General features: G+C 45.0%; 14 protein-coding genes and 1 pseudogene. 6 read left to right on the top strand and 9 right to left on the bottom strand.

Annotated elements, in window-relative coordinates:
* The first annotated feature begins 146 nt into the window (after positions 1 to 146).
* The 3 genes from U2F10_RS06960 to U2F10_RS06950 all read left to right on the top strand — a co-directional run bounded on the left by U2F10_RS06960 (position 147) and on the right by U2F10_RS06950 (position 4694).
* Complete coding sequence (locus U2F10_RS06960; RefSeq protein ID WP_163700492.1) at positions 147 to 1280, top strand: YhaZ family DNA alkylation repair protein; 1134 nt, start codon at positions 147 to 149, stop codon at positions 1278 to 1280.
* 361 nt (positions 1281 to 1641) lie between these two features.
* Positions 1642 to 3318 (top strand): di-heme-cytochrome C peroxidase, encoded by a 1677-nt coding sequence (locus U2F10_RS06955; protein ID WP_499871445.1) that lies wholly within the window; start codon positions 1642 to 1644, stop codon positions 3316 to 3318.
* Positions 3319 to 3476: 158 nt separating this feature from the next.
* Positions 3477 to 4694, top strand: a complete 1218-nt coding sequence (locus U2F10_RS06950; RefSeq protein ID WP_499871443.1) for a cytochrome P450 — start codon at positions 3477 to 3479, stop codon at positions 4692 to 4694.
* A gap of 5 nt (positions 4695 to 4699) precedes the next feature.
* Here U2F10_RS06950 and U2F10_RS06945 read toward each other — a convergent pair whose 3' ends face one another.
* The 3 genes from U2F10_RS06945 to U2F10_RS06935 all read right to left on the bottom strand — a co-directional run bounded on the left by U2F10_RS06945 (position 4700) and on the right by U2F10_RS06935 (position 7131).
* The gene (locus U2F10_RS06945; RefSeq protein WP_163671463.1) at positions 4700 to 5017 is read right to left on the bottom strand and encodes a hypothetical protein; all 318 of its coding nucleotides are present in this window, start codon (positions 5015 to 5017) and stop codon (positions 4700 to 4702) included.
* Positions 5018 to 5257: 240 nt separating this feature from the next.
* Positions 5258 to 5944, bottom strand: coding sequence for a response regulator transcription factor (locus tag U2F10_RS06940; protein WP_499057468.1), 687 nt, complete (start codon positions 5942 to 5944; stop codon positions 5258 to 5260).
* Positions 5945 to 5952: 8 nt separating this feature from the next.
* Positions 5953 to 7131 carry a sensor histidine kinase gene (locus U2F10_RS06935; protein ID WP_499871442.1) on the bottom strand — a complete coding sequence of 393 codons (1179 nt, stop codon included), beginning with the start codon at positions 7129 to 7131 and terminating at the stop codon, positions 5953 to 5955.
* 208 nt (positions 7132 to 7339) lie between these two features.
* Between U2F10_RS06935 and U2F10_RS06930 the strand changes: the two genes are divergently transcribed.
* Both U2F10_RS06930 and U2F10_RS06925 read left to right on the top strand, forming a co-directional pair.
* On the top strand, positions 7340 to 7876 hold the full coding sequence (locus tag U2F10_RS06930; RefSeq protein ID WP_499871440.1) for a hypothetical protein: 537 nt from the start codon (positions 7340 to 7342) through the stop codon (positions 7874 to 7876).
* Positions 7877 to 8036: 160 nt separating this feature from the next.
* A pseudogene (locus tag U2F10_RS06925) lies at positions 8037 to 8183 on the top strand (winged helix-turn-helix domain-containing protein); the annotation flags it as partial.
* 23 nt (positions 8184 to 8206) lie between these two features.
* On the opposite strand, the gene U2F10_RS06920 reads toward U2F10_RS06925, so the two are convergent.
* From U2F10_RS06920 to rsgA, 3 genes are all read right to left on the bottom strand, one after another.
* Positions 8207 to 8887 carry a winged helix-turn-helix transcriptional regulator gene (locus tag U2F10_RS06920; RefSeq protein ID WP_499871438.1) on the bottom strand — a complete coding sequence of 227 codons (681 nt, stop codon included), beginning with the start codon at positions 8885 to 8887 and terminating at the stop codon, positions 8207 to 8209.
* Positions 8888 to 9112: 225 nt separating this feature from the next.
* On the bottom strand, positions 9113 to 10621 hold the full coding sequence (locus U2F10_RS06915) for a catalase (protein WP_499871616.1): 1509 nt from the start codon (positions 10619 to 10621) through the stop codon (positions 9113 to 9115).
* A gap of 553 nt (positions 10622 to 11174) precedes the next feature.
* Positions 11175 to 12260 carry a ribosome small subunit-dependent GTPase A gene (gene rsgA / locus U2F10_RS06910; protein WP_499865427.1) on the bottom strand — a complete coding sequence of 362 codons (1086 nt, stop codon included), beginning with the start codon at positions 12258 to 12260 and terminating at the stop codon, positions 11175 to 11177.
* Positions 12261 to 12659: 399 nt separating this feature from the next.
* On the opposite strand from rsgA, the gene U2F10_RS06905 reads away from it, so the two are divergent.
* Positions 12660 to 13556, top strand: a complete 897-nt coding sequence (locus tag U2F10_RS06905; RefSeq protein ID WP_499871436.1) for a hypothetical protein — start codon at positions 12660 to 12662, stop codon at positions 13554 to 13556.
* Between the two features lie 43 nt (positions 13557 to 13599).
* Here U2F10_RS06905 and U2F10_RS06900 read toward each other — a convergent pair whose 3' ends face one another.
* The 3 genes from U2F10_RS06900 to U2F10_RS06890 all read right to left on the bottom strand — a co-directional run bounded on the left by U2F10_RS06900 (position 13600) and on the right by U2F10_RS06890 (position 15277).
* Positions 13600 to 13827: a hypothetical protein gene (locus U2F10_RS06900; RefSeq protein ID WP_499871435.1), complete on the bottom strand. Its 228-nt coding sequence runs from the start codon at positions 13825 to 13827 to the stop codon at positions 13600 to 13602.
* Positions 13828 to 14007: 180 nt separating this feature from the next.
* Complete coding sequence (locus U2F10_RS06895; RefSeq protein ID WP_499871433.1) at positions 14008 to 14418, bottom strand: hypothetical protein; 411 nt, start codon at positions 14416 to 14418, stop codon at positions 14008 to 14010.
* A gap of 88 nt (positions 14419 to 14506) precedes the next feature.
* Entirely contained in the window at positions 14507 to 15277 is a 771-nt protein-coding gene (locus U2F10_RS06890) for a GUN4 domain-containing protein (RefSeq protein ID WP_499871432.1), read from the bottom strand.
* Positions 15278 to 15321 lie beyond the last annotated feature (44 nt).

Here is a 15321-nt window from a genome sequence, read left to right as displayed (position 1 = left end):
CCATTGTAGGGGCGCATGGCCATGCGCCCAATGCAGGACATCGGTAATTTGTCTGTATCTCGAAGGGTACACATCGGTGTGTCCCTACAAAAACAACTGATATCTTGAAAACCGTCTTCCTTGATGTGCCAGGAGAAATTGTATTCGTGAAAGCAAAATCTTCCTTTTCCCTAAAAGACCAGCTCTTTAACTCAGATAAGGTTGAATATTTAGCGACTTTGATGGTTCAGGCATTTCCTGATTTTGCTCAAGAAAAATTTCATCAGGATGTTGTTAAAGCCTTTCCTAAGCTGGAACTAAAGGAGCGTATTGCCCACATTTCAACCTGCTTGCATAGGTATTTGCCAGATGACTATGGGGAGTCGTTGGCAATTATCTTAAAGTCGCTGCCATCAGAGCTTGATCCTACTAAAACAGATGATGACTTTGGTGATTTTATTTTTGCGCCGTTCTCTCTGTATGTTGCCCTCCATGGCTGTAGCTCAGAGTATTTAGACGTATCCCTAAGTGGTCTGAAGGAGATTACGAAACGATTCTCGGCGGAATACGCTATCCGTTATTTTATTAATGCGTTTCCTGACGAAACGCTTGGTTTTTTATCGGATTGTGCGGATGACGACAATTATCATGTGCGCCGCTGGGCCAGTGAAGGTACAAGACCCAAGCTTCCTTGGGCGCAAAAGCTAACGATTGATTACCAAAAGCCTTTACCTATTTTGGAAAGCCTTTATGCAGATAAGACTCGCTATGTGACGCGTTCAGTGGCTAATCACCTGAATGATATTAGTAAGGTTGATCCAAACTTGGTGATTGATCTTCTGAAAAGCTGGATAAAAAGCAAACGACAAACAGAGAAAGAGATCTCTTTTATAACAAAACATGCTCTGCGGACATTGACTAAACAGGGGCATAAAGATGCCTTAAAGCTCATTGGATTTGGCAGTAAACCAGATATTACTATTACCAATTTTTCTACCAGCACTCCCCAAGTGAAGGTCGGTGATGCATTTGAATTTTCGTTCGATATTCGTGCTCATAAGTCCCAAAAGCTTTTGGTTGATTATTTGATGTACTTTGCCAATGATGGCAAAAAGAGGACCCAAAAAGTTTTTAAGATTAAGCAAGTTGACCTTAAGAAGGGTGAGGTCGTTGCCCTCAAAAAGAAACATCCTATGCGTTTGATGACGACAAGACGTTTAATGCTTGGCGAGCACCAAATTATTTTACAGGTTAATGGTCAAGCCTGTGGATCGCTGACATTTGAACTCATTGAGGCTTAAACGTTCATAAGTGCAAAAATCACGAGATTTACTGACCTTCAAACGATATGGGGGTGAGCTGTCATCCTAAGGCTCAGGTGATAGTGAACAAAGTCCTTCCCATCAAAAATCGTTGAAATTACGCAGGTGATGAATTTAAAAACCTCTTATAAGAGAGTTATTGCAAGTTGGGAGATGTTTATTCCGTAAAAATATAGTCGTATCACTTCCGATCGCACCACCCATTTTACCTTTGTGCAATGGACCTATCTAATCAATAGGCATAACTTTAGGCTGTCCAAATCATTATGAATAAATCAGTATGTTAAAGAAATTCTTCTAAATACTGACGGAGATGTTAACTAAAGTATTACATTGTCTTTTGGCTTTGATCCTTTTCCTATTCTCTTTCTATGGAGAGGCGTCAGCAAATATAAAACCCAAGGTTGCAGACTTAAACCAGGGTTGGTCACAGCAGGAAGTTCAATTTTTCAATCATGCTTCGGAGGGGACAAATCTTGCTCCCCTTGAATTCTTTCTCAATCTTCCTGATCCAAAAGCGCCGGATACAAAATTTATCGACAAACTCGGCCCAGGGTATGGTTTTATTCCGTCGAAGGAATCAGAGCTTAACCCATATGGATTGCCCATCGGGTTTGCCATCGATCAACGACCCGTACAGTTTGGTGATCGACCTTACGTAGGTATCACCTGTGCTGCCTGCCATGCTCGACAATTGACCTATCGTCCAAATGATGGTTCTAGGTCTAATTCACCATGGATACTGCCAGTTTATGGTGGGCCAGGGTTAGTGGATATTCCCCAGTTCTTAGAAGATTTGTATGGGGCTTTCTACACTCTGTTAGATGATGATGCTCAGATCAAAGCGTTTGCGACAGATGTTCTAGGAAACACTCCAACCCAGGTGGAACTAGACCAGCTAAAAGATGAAATTAGTGAATTTATTGGTCCCTATGGAGTTGCTACCGAGGTGATGGATCAGTTGCAAATTCCAGCGGCAGAGTTTGGCCCTGGCAATCTGAATGCCCTTACCCGAGGTTACTACAACAATGTTGGCATTATCGGCTGGATGGTTCGGAAAGGGATTATAAAATCTAGCGGTAAAACTCCCTTAAGGATTCAACTGGAAGGCAGTACCAATTATCCGCCCCTATGGTTTGCTCATCAAGACACATGGGCACAGTGGTTTGCTGAAATTCACCATCCGAGCGCCAGAAACTGGATTCAGTCTGTTTCCACATCGCCGATTCGTCCACCAAAGATGATCGAGGCGTTTAAAAAGAAAGTAATTCTAGAATCCATTGACTTCGATAATATTGAGAAAATACAAAACTCTCTTGAGAGACTACGCACTCCAAAGTGGCCTGAATCAGTTTTAGGGCAGTTCGATCAAACATTGATTGCGCAGGGTAAACCTCTATTCGAGCAGAACTGTGCCCAATGCCATACCAGAACCAGTGAACCGCCAAATCGGCTAGGCATACGGTTTAATCAGCGCTTAGCATTCGATGTAGGCACGGATCCTGTTGCCTACCAAATATTTAATGAGCATGGAAAAGAGCGTGCAGACGGTCTGCTGGATTTATCTAAAAAAATGTTGCGATTCCGTAAATTCAAACTCTGGAAAGAATTTGGTTACAGGATAGCGACAAACTATCAAAACCATGATTCGAAGGGTAGGCCTAATAAGTTTGCGATCGCAAAAGAACAGTACAGCAACTTAGACAATAATTCATCGGAAAAGAGCGGAGCCGTTTACTGGGCCTCTCCGTTGGCAGGCATCTTTGCCTCCTCTCCTTATTTTCACAATGGTTCAGTACCTACACTTTGGGATGTGCTGTCTGTACCTGAGCAACGCCCCACAACGTTTCAAACTGGAGGGAATGAGTTTGATCCAGATCATGTTGGGTTAAGGGCAGCAGGCTCCTTCCTCTACGACACCCGAGAGGAAGGCAAAAGTAATGGCGGGCACTTGTTTGGGACTGAACTTTCTCCCCATGACAAGACATCATTGATTGAATATCTTAAATCCCTTTGATGCCCATACCGTCATCACAGAAAAACTATCCTCCATAGGCTGCTGGCATAGGCTGCTGGCGCAGTATTACATTCAACCCATGGCAACAAATGATGAAAAGATACTTGCAGAAATTCTGCCCAAAAAATGGCTATCTTAAAAAGATTGAGCAACTACCATTGGAACAACGATGGCGGCAGGTGCGCGCATGGATGGATACTGAATCGCTTTCCCTATATGAAGAACTGCGAGAGTCTTGTCCTGTTCTGGAGCTACCAGAACTAACAATTGTTACCCGCTTTAGTGATTGCACATCTGTGTTACGTCAATACGATGTCTTTAGTGTGGCACTCTATAAGCCGAAACAAAGTGATTTCTGGATGTCGCAGGATGATACAGCGATCCATTGGCGAGAAAAAGCGATTATGCGCTCTGTGCTGGATCTTGAGCAGCTTGCCTCTACTCGTCAATATGTTGCGGCTAAAGCCTCATCACTGCTGCACAATGCTCAAGGTACGATTGATGTCGTGGGTGGACTGTGTCGAGCCGTATCCATTGCGTTTGTACAGGAGCAATTTGGCTTTGATGAAAGTGATCCTAACGATTTATTTGAGTGGTCATACTGGAGCCAATACGATGCGTTCCATAATCAAGCTTTTGATTCTGTAGTGGTCAAGGATCCTACTCAGATTGTGGCTAATCGTGAGGCGGCTGGTCAGAACTTAGGGGTCTATTTAATCAAACTGATTCAACGTAGAGGGGCAGAGCTAAAAGTTGGCAAGCATAACAATGATCCAGCAACACGATTACTGAAGTTGTCGATGTCAGGTGCTTTGGAAAAGTTTGACCCTGCCAGAGTCATTCGAAACCTGGGCGGATTGTTAATTGGAACTGTGGAGACGACATCCCATGCCGCTATCAATGCCCTGGTCGAGCTTTTTGAACGTCCTGAGATCCTTAAACAGGCCATAGCTGCTGCCCAAAAAGATGACCCCAGCGAGTTTGACGGTTATGTGCTGGAGGCATTGAGGTTTAATCCATCTTTGCCATACTTTTTCCGAGTTTGTGAACAGGAAACACAGTTGGCAACCGGCACCGACTATGCTCGCACAATTAAACCCGGTACAACTGTCATCGCTATTACCCATTCCGCTATGTTTGATGAGACGGCATTCCCACAGCCCCAGGTGTTTGATCCCACCCGTCCCGAAACTAACACATTTCACTTTGGTCAAGGCCTGCATGAATGCTTAGGGCGTCACATTGGCCGCCAGATGATTACAGAGCTTGTTCGACAGGTGCTTTTATTGCCAGGAGTAAAAGCTGTTAGCAAAGTGGACTATAAGGGCGGACCGTTTCCAGAAGAGTATCGATTGGAATGGTGTCATGAGGAATAAGAGCACTATTTTATCTCAGATAGACTACGAGGCTCATCAACAGGTTCAAGACCTGTGCAAATTGTTTCTAAGTTGATAATTCGTTCTTCTAATGCTTTTACAGTTTGTGTTAACTGGATGTCTTCTGGTCGACGTCTGCCAGGGCTAAGCCACACTGCAGCTGTCGCTCCTCCTGTGCTGAGAATTACCAGTAACGGTAAGATAATCCCACTGTTGGTAATAGCGACTAGGGGAATACATACACCCAACATGCCCATGGATAAAGTCCACATAGCAGCTGTTGCTCGAACCTTAGGATTTTTCTCTGTCAATCTGCGACCCATCGTATCCCCCTATAGCATCACTATGTTGTACAGCAGGTTAAGTGTTTATCTTAATTGCCCCCCTACGTTTCGTGCTCAAGATGCTTTAAAGGTCATAAAATTTCACAAGAGAATAGAGCCAGAAAATTCTTACCATTTGTTTAAAGCAGTTAAGAATTTGGCTCATCTAGCAAATGTTTAAGCATGACAGGATATCGGTTTAGGAAGTCTCTAGTCACTTTGAAATGCTCAGTCTCTTCTTTAATTTTCTTGAGGTAAGGTCTTGGCTCCATCATTTATTCGCAAGTGTTTTTGTGCCCAGAGTGCGATCTGAGTGCGATCGCGAAATTCTAACTGGCTTAACATTCGACTAATATGATTACGTACGGTGCCATGGCTCAAATGAAGGGTTTGGGCTATGTCCTTATTCGTTTTACCCTCTCCTAGAAGTTTAGCAATTTCTTGTTCACGCTCGCTCAATGAGTGTTTAAATTGATGTTCATTACTTTGCTCTGGCCGTAGAGTGATGCTGGGATTCAGCTGGGCAAATACTTTAGGGGCAATGGTTGGCCCCAACTGACTGTACCCTTGGGCCAAAACACGCACAGCATCCGCCAGCTGGTTAGCGGGAGTACTTTTCAGTAGATAGCCTAAAGCACCATACTGCAAGGATTGCCAAATATACTCGTCTTCGTCGAAAGTGGACAACACTAAAATACGAATCCAGGGATAACGTTGGTGAATGATGCGTGTTGCCTCGACACCATTACATAGGGGCATCCGCACATCCATCAAAATGACATCGGGCTGGTATTGCTGAGTGAGACTAATGGCCACTTTTCCATTTTCTGCCTGTCCGACCACTGTCAGATCTGATTCTAGGGACAACAATTCAGCTAAACCTTGTCGATAGTTTGTTTGGTCATCCACCAACAAGAGATTAATCATGGTTTAAATCAGGCTGCTGTCGTCAGCGGAATAGTAATGAGCAATGTAGTCCCCTGCTGGTGACCACTATTTATGATAAGTTGTCCGCCTAAAAGTTGCGATCGCTCCTTAATTCCCTGTAACCCATATCCTGAGGATTGAGTGCCGATGTCAAAACCACACCCATTATCATGCAGGGTGACGACAAGCTGATGATCCGCTGTCAGCATCGAAAGATGAGTCTGAGTCGCATAGGCGTGCTTTTGGACGTTGATTAACCCCTCCTTAGCCATTAGATAAAGCTGGTAGCTGAGCTGCTGAGGTAGCGGGGGTAGTTTAATGTCTAGGTTGATGGTAAAGGACGAACGTAGCTGCTCCGCCAATGTGTGGAGGGCCGTATTGAGCTCAAAGTTAGACTCGCGCATTGTCTGTAACGACTGACGCACCTCCGTCAAACACTGAACTGTAAGCTGTTGGGCAGTTTCCAATGTTTGTTGCAACTTAGTACTGTTGTTAGTCGCTTGGCTGTATCGTTGGGCAAGGGCTAACTGCACATCCAATGTGGTGAGGGAATGTCCTAAAGAGTCATGGATATCCCGAGCAATACGGGAGCGTTCCAATTGAGTTGCCAATGACTCAACCTCTTGGGTTAAGATTTGCGCTCGATATCGGTTCCGTTGCTCTGATGCAAACAAGAAACCCATCGTCACGACGAATACAGCAACTGTGATGGCTGTTGTTAGAGTGTTAATCAAAATCCTTTGGGGGTTCAAATAAAAGTCCAGACCGCGCAATTGGACTTCTTCAATGGCGGTGGGTAAACCCCAAGTAAATTGCATGATCCGTATGCTTGTGGTTGCAACTGTAGCAATGATTGCATCACTCATCGGCAACAACAAACAGGCTTTAATAATGAATAACTCAAACAAACTTGAAAATGAAATCCGAGAAAACTGCGCAATAATCAGTAGAGTCATCTTTAGGGCGACATAAAGACGACGCTGCTGTAGAGAAGCTTGGTTAGGAAACCGCAGACTCAAGGCGGCAACCATGCCAACAAACAGGGCCAGCTGCCAAGGTTGCCCAAACCGTGGGTCAATCTGAGCGCCCATCACATTGTCTATGACACATTGGATGAGAATGACCCACTCCACCCAGCGCATAATTTTTCGCACTTTTGGTGAGATGGGAACGGCTGTATGCGACATATCTCTGTGCTCTTTAGCTGTGTTTACAGAACCAATCTTGCCCTGAACGACTGATTCTGATTTGATTGTGCCTTATGACGGGTTGAATTCCGGCAAAATTCCCAAAGGGATGACAGATGTCATGGTGATGCATGACGGGTGTGACTTCGCAGGTTAGGAGAAATCAACCTACCGTAAAAACATCAAAGTCACCTTTGGAGTCAACGGTATGACAATCTCACGAAACGTATCATTGCTGGCAGGTTTTACTATTATACTTGGCGGTGCCTTAGGGCTTGCTGACAAGGCAGTGGCCGCACCCGCTGACATTTTCACCCCCGTACTTTCGACTATTCGTCAACAACTTCCTTCAGGGACAAGTTTACGCTTACCCGCCTATTTCCCTAATTCTTCAATTGATCTCTACCCTTATTTTGAATCTGATGATAATGGCTTTCGAGTCAATGTATCAGCTGACCCTAATTGTCGGGCATCTGCTTGTGCGTTGGGGTCCATCGGGGTGCTAACTGAAACAGAGTCTTGGCCCCCACCGGCAGATACGGTGTCGCCCATTGCCCTTACCTCTGAGCTGGATGGTTATCATCTGACCTGGGGCCAAGGGTTTTTCAAAACCCACAATATTCTTTGGCGGCAAGATGGGCAAATTTATGGTGTTGGTGCCTTAGATTCTGCAATCGATACCGCAGAATTGGTTGCGATCGCAGAATCCATGATTCGTGAGCAACCCATTACCAGTTCCAGGTAAGTGGCGTATACGTGACGGTGCTTGTGCCGGTTGTGCTTCAGTAAAAAGTGAAGCAAACAAGGGGGCAGATCACAACGTCTGCCCCCTTTCATTCGAAAATTGATAATAGGGACTGGCAACCCAACCTGAATTTTTTTTCAGCTTAAATTCAGGCGATGGACTCAATCGTGTCTGGAGGTATGACTATGATCCAGGCTCTAACATTATTGAAGTGTACATTCGACATCTGCGCAAAAAGTTTGGCAGCGATTACATTGAAACAGTACGGGGCATGGGCTATCGCCTTAAAAGTCACCCCACCAGATAAGTCTTGCCAAGACCTACTGATCACTACGCCCCACGAGTGCTGAGAATGTAACCCACATTGCGTATCGTGCAGATAAACTTGCCTGCTGATTTTAGTTTTTGGCGAAGATACCGAATATAAACATGCAAAATATTCATACTTTCCCCTGGCAAAGAATCAGGCCAAACGCTGTTCATAATCTGCTGATGGGTCAGCACCTGTTTGGGATGTTCCATAAAGTATTTCAACAGCTCAAACTCTTTCAATGTTAGCGAAATCAGCTGTTTGTTGTAGTAAACTTCATAGGATTGAGTATCCAGCATTAAATTTTCGAAGGCAAAGATCGCCGTCTTTCTCTCCCACTCTACCCGTCGAATTCGGGCGCGCACTCGGGCCAAGAAATCGTCCATATCCAGTGGAACAGGCAGATAGTCATTGGCACAAGTATTCAAACTATCGATTTGGTCTTGGCTGTTACCATTACCTATCAGCATAATCGGTGTTTTCTTCATCGACGATGCCAAATAGCGACAGGGTTCCAAATCAAGTCTATTAGCAGTCGGCCAACCCATAATCAAAAGATCTGGGCGTAACTGCCAGACTGTCTCCATTGTTGCCATCCGGTGAGTCAGGAAGCTGATACGATATCTTTGCTGACATAGAATCGCGTCTAAAACTGTTTCCAGTTCTGGCTGTATGCCGATCAAAAGAATGTGAGTTTGCATGTTTCCTCAAGTTGAAAGTAAGGCAAATTGAAAAGACGTTGCATACAAAATCTGTATATTTAAGAATTAGCCGCAACGGTTTTTGGTCACCTCCGTAGATTGAAGAGATTTAAAAACGGTTCCCCTTTGCAAGCTACGGTGTACACACAAGTCCGAGATGTGTATACACGGCTGCCTTCGCAAGGGAAACCGCAAGCAGGCATCGCTTTAGTCAGCTAGCAACACCTACTCAGACAACATCGAAGCACGCTGCTTAACTGCATTAAGGTCAACAGCCACTGCCTTAGCTAATTTAGTCCCATAGTCCGCATCTGCTTTATAAAAGAACGCCGTCATCTTGGTGCGTAGGGCAGCATCTTTAACATCTCCCAAGTCTCCGGCTAAGTTAGAAACCAAATGCGCTTGCTCAGTTGCATTGAGTCCCCGATAGAAATCACCTGCCTGGGCAAAGTTCAATGTTTTCTCGATGGGTACATTCTGCGTTACACCAGCAATGGGTAACTGAGAGAAACGATAATCTTCGTTAGCCCCAAAGGTCTGTTGACGGTTAGGCTCGTAATTAACATCAGAACTAGAACGACCAATATTGCCAGGGCCTTCCTGATTACCGTTAATAACATCCACCTGTGGACGGTTAATGGGTAGCATCATGTGGTTAGCCCCTAAACGATGACGGTGAGTATCGGCATAGGAGAATAAACGCCCCTGTAGCAAACGGTCTTCTGAGGGTTCAATACCAGGGATGATATTGCTGGGTGCAAATGCAGATTGCTCGGTCTCTTGGAAAAAGTTAGTTGGCATTCGATTTAGTGTCATGGTACCCACTTTGCGTTCAGGCACTAAGTCTGTTGGCCAGATTTTGGTAGCATCCAAAGGGTTAAAGTCAAACTTGTCCAAGTCATTTGGGCTTAAGGTTTGAATATAAAGATCCCACTTGGGTGCATTGCCATGTCCTACCTGGGCATACAGATCAGCTGTGTAATGATTGAAGTCATCTGCCTGCATAGCTTTTGCTTCCTCAGCAGTTAAATTATGTTCACCCTGTAAGCTCTTCCAGTGAAACTTAACGTACTGATAATCACCATTGCGATTCACAAGCTTATAGGCATGAACCCCATTACCATCCATCTCGCGATAGCTTCTCGGGGTGCCCTTATCAGAGTAAACCTGAGACAGCATGTGTGTACTCTCTGGCACATGACTGAAGAAATCAAAGAAGCGGTTAGGATCTTGTCGATTTGTAATGGGTGACGGTTTGAGAGAATGCACCATGTCGGGAAACTTAATCGCATCCCGAATAAAAAAGACAGGGAGATTATTGCCCACCAAATCCCAGTTGCCTTGGTCCGTATAAAACTTAGTCGCAAATCCCCGTGGGTCACGCAGCGTTTCTGGTGACCCTTTAGAATTGATCACGCTTGAAAAACGGACAAAGACTGGTGTTTTCTTGCCTCTGCCTTGGAAGGGTGCTGCCATCGTAATGCTCGACAGGTCAGCCGTACTCACAAACTCACCATGCACACCTGTGCCGCGTGCATGGACAACACGCTCAGGAATACGCTCCCGATTAAACCGAGCTAGTTTCTCAATTAAATGCACATCTTGTAAGAGAACAGGCCCCCCTGAACCAGCGGTTTGAGAGTTTTGATTATCGCCAACAGGGGCACCATTATCACGGGTTTGTAAGGGAACCTGAGCGATGGCTAACGTGGACACGCTAGCCATCAATGCCATGGTGACTGTAAAGATCAAAATTGGCCGAGTTTTTTTGAGAAGTTTAGCCCAGAAACTTGGGGGTTTCATAGTGGTAGTGTCCTTAGTTTGTATCATTAGACAAGCTAAAGCAGACTGTTGATAACAGCCTGAAAAGACTCTTCTAGAACAAGTTGACGAAAAAATGATGTACCTGATGATTCTGGCTAAGGGCACAGATCGTCTAAAAGTACAGTCAATCGCTCAATATCTTTGCCAGGAATTATCTTAACTTTAGCTAACTATTGAATTAGATTCATATTTAAATCAGAATAATTCTAAAATAGGAATTCATCAATAGAGATGATTACCTATTTATCCAAAGCATGAAATGTGTATGTTAGGGAGCTTAGGGATTGTTGGCAAAGCTCTGAAACTTTTTTATATCAAGTGTTAACTGCCACTCCTATGGGGTGTCAATTGGATTGTCAATGCATAGGAATGGCAGTAGTGATGGCCTGGAAATTGGCAATATTTAGTTACACAAAGCAGTTGTCACGCAAGCCGTGGGCATGAAAGCCGTGGGCACGTCCTATTACCTATCGCCCTGACTCTTTTTAAATTGTCGTATGGTTTGAGTGCGCGATTTCCAACGAGCTTTGCTGTTTTGCTGAGCTTGTTGGTGTTGTCGCCGGTGTAAATGGGCCTGTTCTTTTAGCAGCTTGTGATAGCTTCTCAGGCGTTTCTTAGATAAATCTCCTGAGGCTAACGCTGCTTGGATGGCACACCCCGGCTCTGACTGATGTTGACAATCGCGGAACCGACATTGCTGAGCCAGGGCTTCGACATCAGCAAAGGTTTCATCCACACGATTATCCAGACTATCCTCAGCCAGCCATAGCTGTAACTCACGCATACCCGGAGTATCAATTAAGAGAGCTCCGGTGGGCAAGCGCAGCATAGTCCGAGAGGTGGTGGTATGACGTCCCTTACTATCGTCTGCACGTATTGCTTGAGTCGCCTGTAGGTTACTCCCCATCAGCTGATTTGTCAGGGTAGATTTGCCCACACCAGACGAACCCAGGAGAGCCAGGGTTTGCCCTACTTTAAGGTAAGGCTTTAATGCCTCCAGATTATTGTGTTGTAACGCGCTCAGGGTAATAATTGGCACACCAAACGCGATATCTTCCACAAGCCGACGCTTGTGGTCCAGGTCCTCACAAATATCGGCCTTATTTAGCACAATGACTGGACTAGCCCCACTCTCCCAAGCCATCACCAAATAGCGCTCAATGCGACGCAGGTTAAAGTCCAAGTCTAGACCACTGACCAGCAAAAGAGTGTCTACGTTAGCGGCAACAACCTGGACATCGGTACGGTTACCGGCTGCTTGACGAAGAAATTGGCTTTTGCGAGGTAGTACAGCCTCGATTAACGCTGGATCTGCTTGACTCTGGGGGTGAAGTACAACCCAATCGCCCACAGCTGGAAAGTCTGATGAGCTTTGAATCTGGTGTCTAAATCTGCCAGTTAGAGTTGCTGTTGTATCACCTTGTTCAGTATAGAGATGGTACTGACTGCGATGAACCACAGCGACACGTCCTACGCGATACCCTTGTTCCACGTAGGGTGCAAAGCTGCAAGCGAAGGTATCGCTCCAGCCTAAATTAGCTAAAGTCATGATAGGAAAAAATCCTCTAGGTCAACTGAGTCTGAGACCTACAGGGCATCTGCCCATAGGCCATAACCGTAGAGGAATGGTGCAAAGAAATGCTGTCAGGGATTATCCCAGCAGTTTCAAGGGTGCATTCCCTACGGATTTAGAGATGTAGCGACAAGGGTCACCGACTCAGACATAAAGGTTCAGCTCCTGAAAAGAGTAGAGAGAACAGCTCTTATTATAGCGGGGATGATGGCCTACTGTCGAGATATTGGTAAAGTTACACAACATGGACTCAAATGATTTACCAAAAGTCGACGGCTTGTCTAGCCTATAAATAGGGGAACTGCTGACAGTGTCAACCGATAGTGTCAACTGACATTTTTAGAATTAAAACAATAACTATAAGAGGTCCCCTGGATGCAAAGGAGAAAGGTAGCCCATTTCAGCCTCTGGCTGGCGATTTTAGTGATGGGCATAGCCTTGGGAATTTTCAAGTTTGGGGTAGCTACTGGCAAAGAAGGCTACGCGCTATTTATTGTTGTTATACTCCCTGTTGTCCCGTTAACGAGTTTTTTACTCTTACTGAGTATCTTTGCCAGGTTACCCACTACACCTCTGGTGAGGATAACGTATCCGGCTGCAATTATCAGTCAAACACTTTTCACACTTATTATTCTAGATGTCTTTTTGGCATTGCCTCTGCCATTGGGAAGACTAGGTTGGCTGATCTTGAGTCTTTTGCTCTTGCCGATGGTAACGGGTGCTATGGTCATTGTATCGATGAGCTACCGTGCTGTTGTGTTAAAGAAAACAGTCTGGGGGCAGTCGCTTAATAGAGCCCATGCGCAACTGTCGCCATGGGCAATTGTTCTATTCATCATAGGCATGATAATTAACTATGGCGTTTCTTTTTTCTATGTCGCGTTGCCAGAGGTGCCTGCCCACGTTGGAAAACGAGCAAGGATTAACAGTGCACTCAATACGCCATTACCAGATAGTGCCACGAACCTTCGTTTAGTGAATGACTTTAGTGCAGAGGCTTTTGACTCACCAACCTCATTGATCCGTTTTGAGGCGGCTTCAGAAGATGTGGCTAATTGGCTCCAGTCTGAAAATGGCTGTTTTCGACGAACAACTGACATTAGAGAGCGTGTTAAAAGTCAGTGGTCGTCGAGATTGCCAAATTGGTGGCAGCCAGATATCGCTGAACAGTACACCGAATATGAGTGTGACTTTATGGACTACAGTTCGCTCATCGTCGACCAAACGGATGACGCTCGTTGGATTGTGTATATCTATGCTTACTATATATAAATCGAACCATACTACATAAAAACGATTTATATTCTTGGCTGGTTTAAGGCCAGATGCTTTGATTGTCTCTTGCTAAGGCACTAACACCATAGAATATGCTCCTCGGGTAACGAGAACAGAATAGCGAGTTTACATTAGCATTGGTTGAGGGTTCAACAGATGTGCCAATTAAGCCGACCCGCATCGCTGTTGCCGGGTATTTCACAGTAGAAGCGATGATGGCTCTGGGGTCGATACCCACAAGCGGTGCGATCGCGACTTTTAGGCTCATATAGTCGACTTTGGGTATCTCGATATAGATGGCGCTAATAACAATCTGCTAGGAAGCAACTCAGGAATAGTGAGTGGACCCGCTTGGTAAATGTTGCTGATAACAATCTGCATGGAGTCTTCTGGCAGAGCTAGGCTTGGGATTGGACTTTCAATTTGATTTTTAGGGTATGGATAACAATTATTTAAATCGCCCAGGATTTTTTGGGTATTTATTAGACCCGCCCAAATCGACAATCACTAAAAATAATGTCTTTTGTATAGGCAGTGCCTCCAGGTTTACTTGCGCCCTGTCAAAGGTCATCAAGATCGGTTTATTGCCAAAGGCACAAACTTGATCCATACGGCCACATAGGCTTGGTGTGGGCTGCATGGGCAATCGAATCGGTGCGCATTGACTACCATCGTTGAGGGTGGCCTGGAAAATTAAATCCTGGGGATGGTGTTTGATGCTGGCGTAACTGCCTTGATTGGTACCAACAACCAAGGCATAACCTTTTTCAATGTCAGGGTTAATCGTGCGATATGTGCCAGCCCAGTCGCTATGTTCACCAAACAGACAAAGGCGACCCGGTACAAACAAGGAAGTCATAAAGGATTTTAAATCAGCATCCCCTATTTTCAGACAGAGGCTTCTCTGTGACAAAGTTAAAGATAATTGAACTGGTAAAATCACCCCACTAGGTTGCAAATGCTGAATGTGACAAAATCCACCAGGGATAATACTGACAAATCGGTGTTTGCCAATATCCATAATTCTCAGACGGAATTTCAAAGGGGTCCTGGGACTGGATGAGAACAGGATTATGCAAAGAGAGAATTGGCAGATGACCTCTAGGGGCCTCTTGATATTTAAAAGAGGGAGTAAGCAAGCCAGAGAAAGGTATTCTGACCCAGCCAACTTTGCCTTGAAATCGCCTTAAATCTAAAGGCTTGGTATACAAGCGGGAATCTTCACCCATAATAATTTTTCCACCGCACTCTAAAAAGATTTCTCGCTGCACACTAAAACCGAATTTTCCATTACTACGCTCTAGCCACAAACGATCGATTTCTCGGAGTTGTTTAGCATTAATAGCGCTATTTCCCTGATGCCAAAACTTAAAGGCATCAGGGACGTGATCCCATAAGGCGTTAAGGTGCTGACTGATCCGAATCAGGCTTAACATGATTCGATATTGCTCTGACCCTGTTCCACCAGGGAGTAAATGGTAGCGGTGAACCAGTGTTCGCAGTTCCGAATTGGATCGAAATTCCTGCTCATATTCGGGAGATTGCACCCGTTGCCAAAACTCCTGACGCAATTGTCTCCAGGCATTGTCTATAGGCTCGGCTTGGCAATGACTACGAACTACGATGTTAAAGAGCAGGTCATAAGTGACTTGATTGGCAGCTTTCCAACTGTGGCGTAGAGCATTGCGTAGGGGAGTGAATTGGTCTGCTTTACTCATGATAGTTCTGCTAATAAGACTTACAGTTGATAGCCCATCTCGAT

Origin of the sequence: Leptothoe sp. EHU-05/26/07-4, assembly GCF_043421015.1 — a bacterium.
In the GTDB taxonomy this organism is placed as follows: domain Bacteria; phylum Cyanobacteriota; class Cyanobacteriia; order Phormidesmidales; family Phormidesmidaceae; genus Leptothoe; species Leptothoe turfae.
This window is presented reverse-complemented; position numbering and strand designations above follow the sequence as displayed.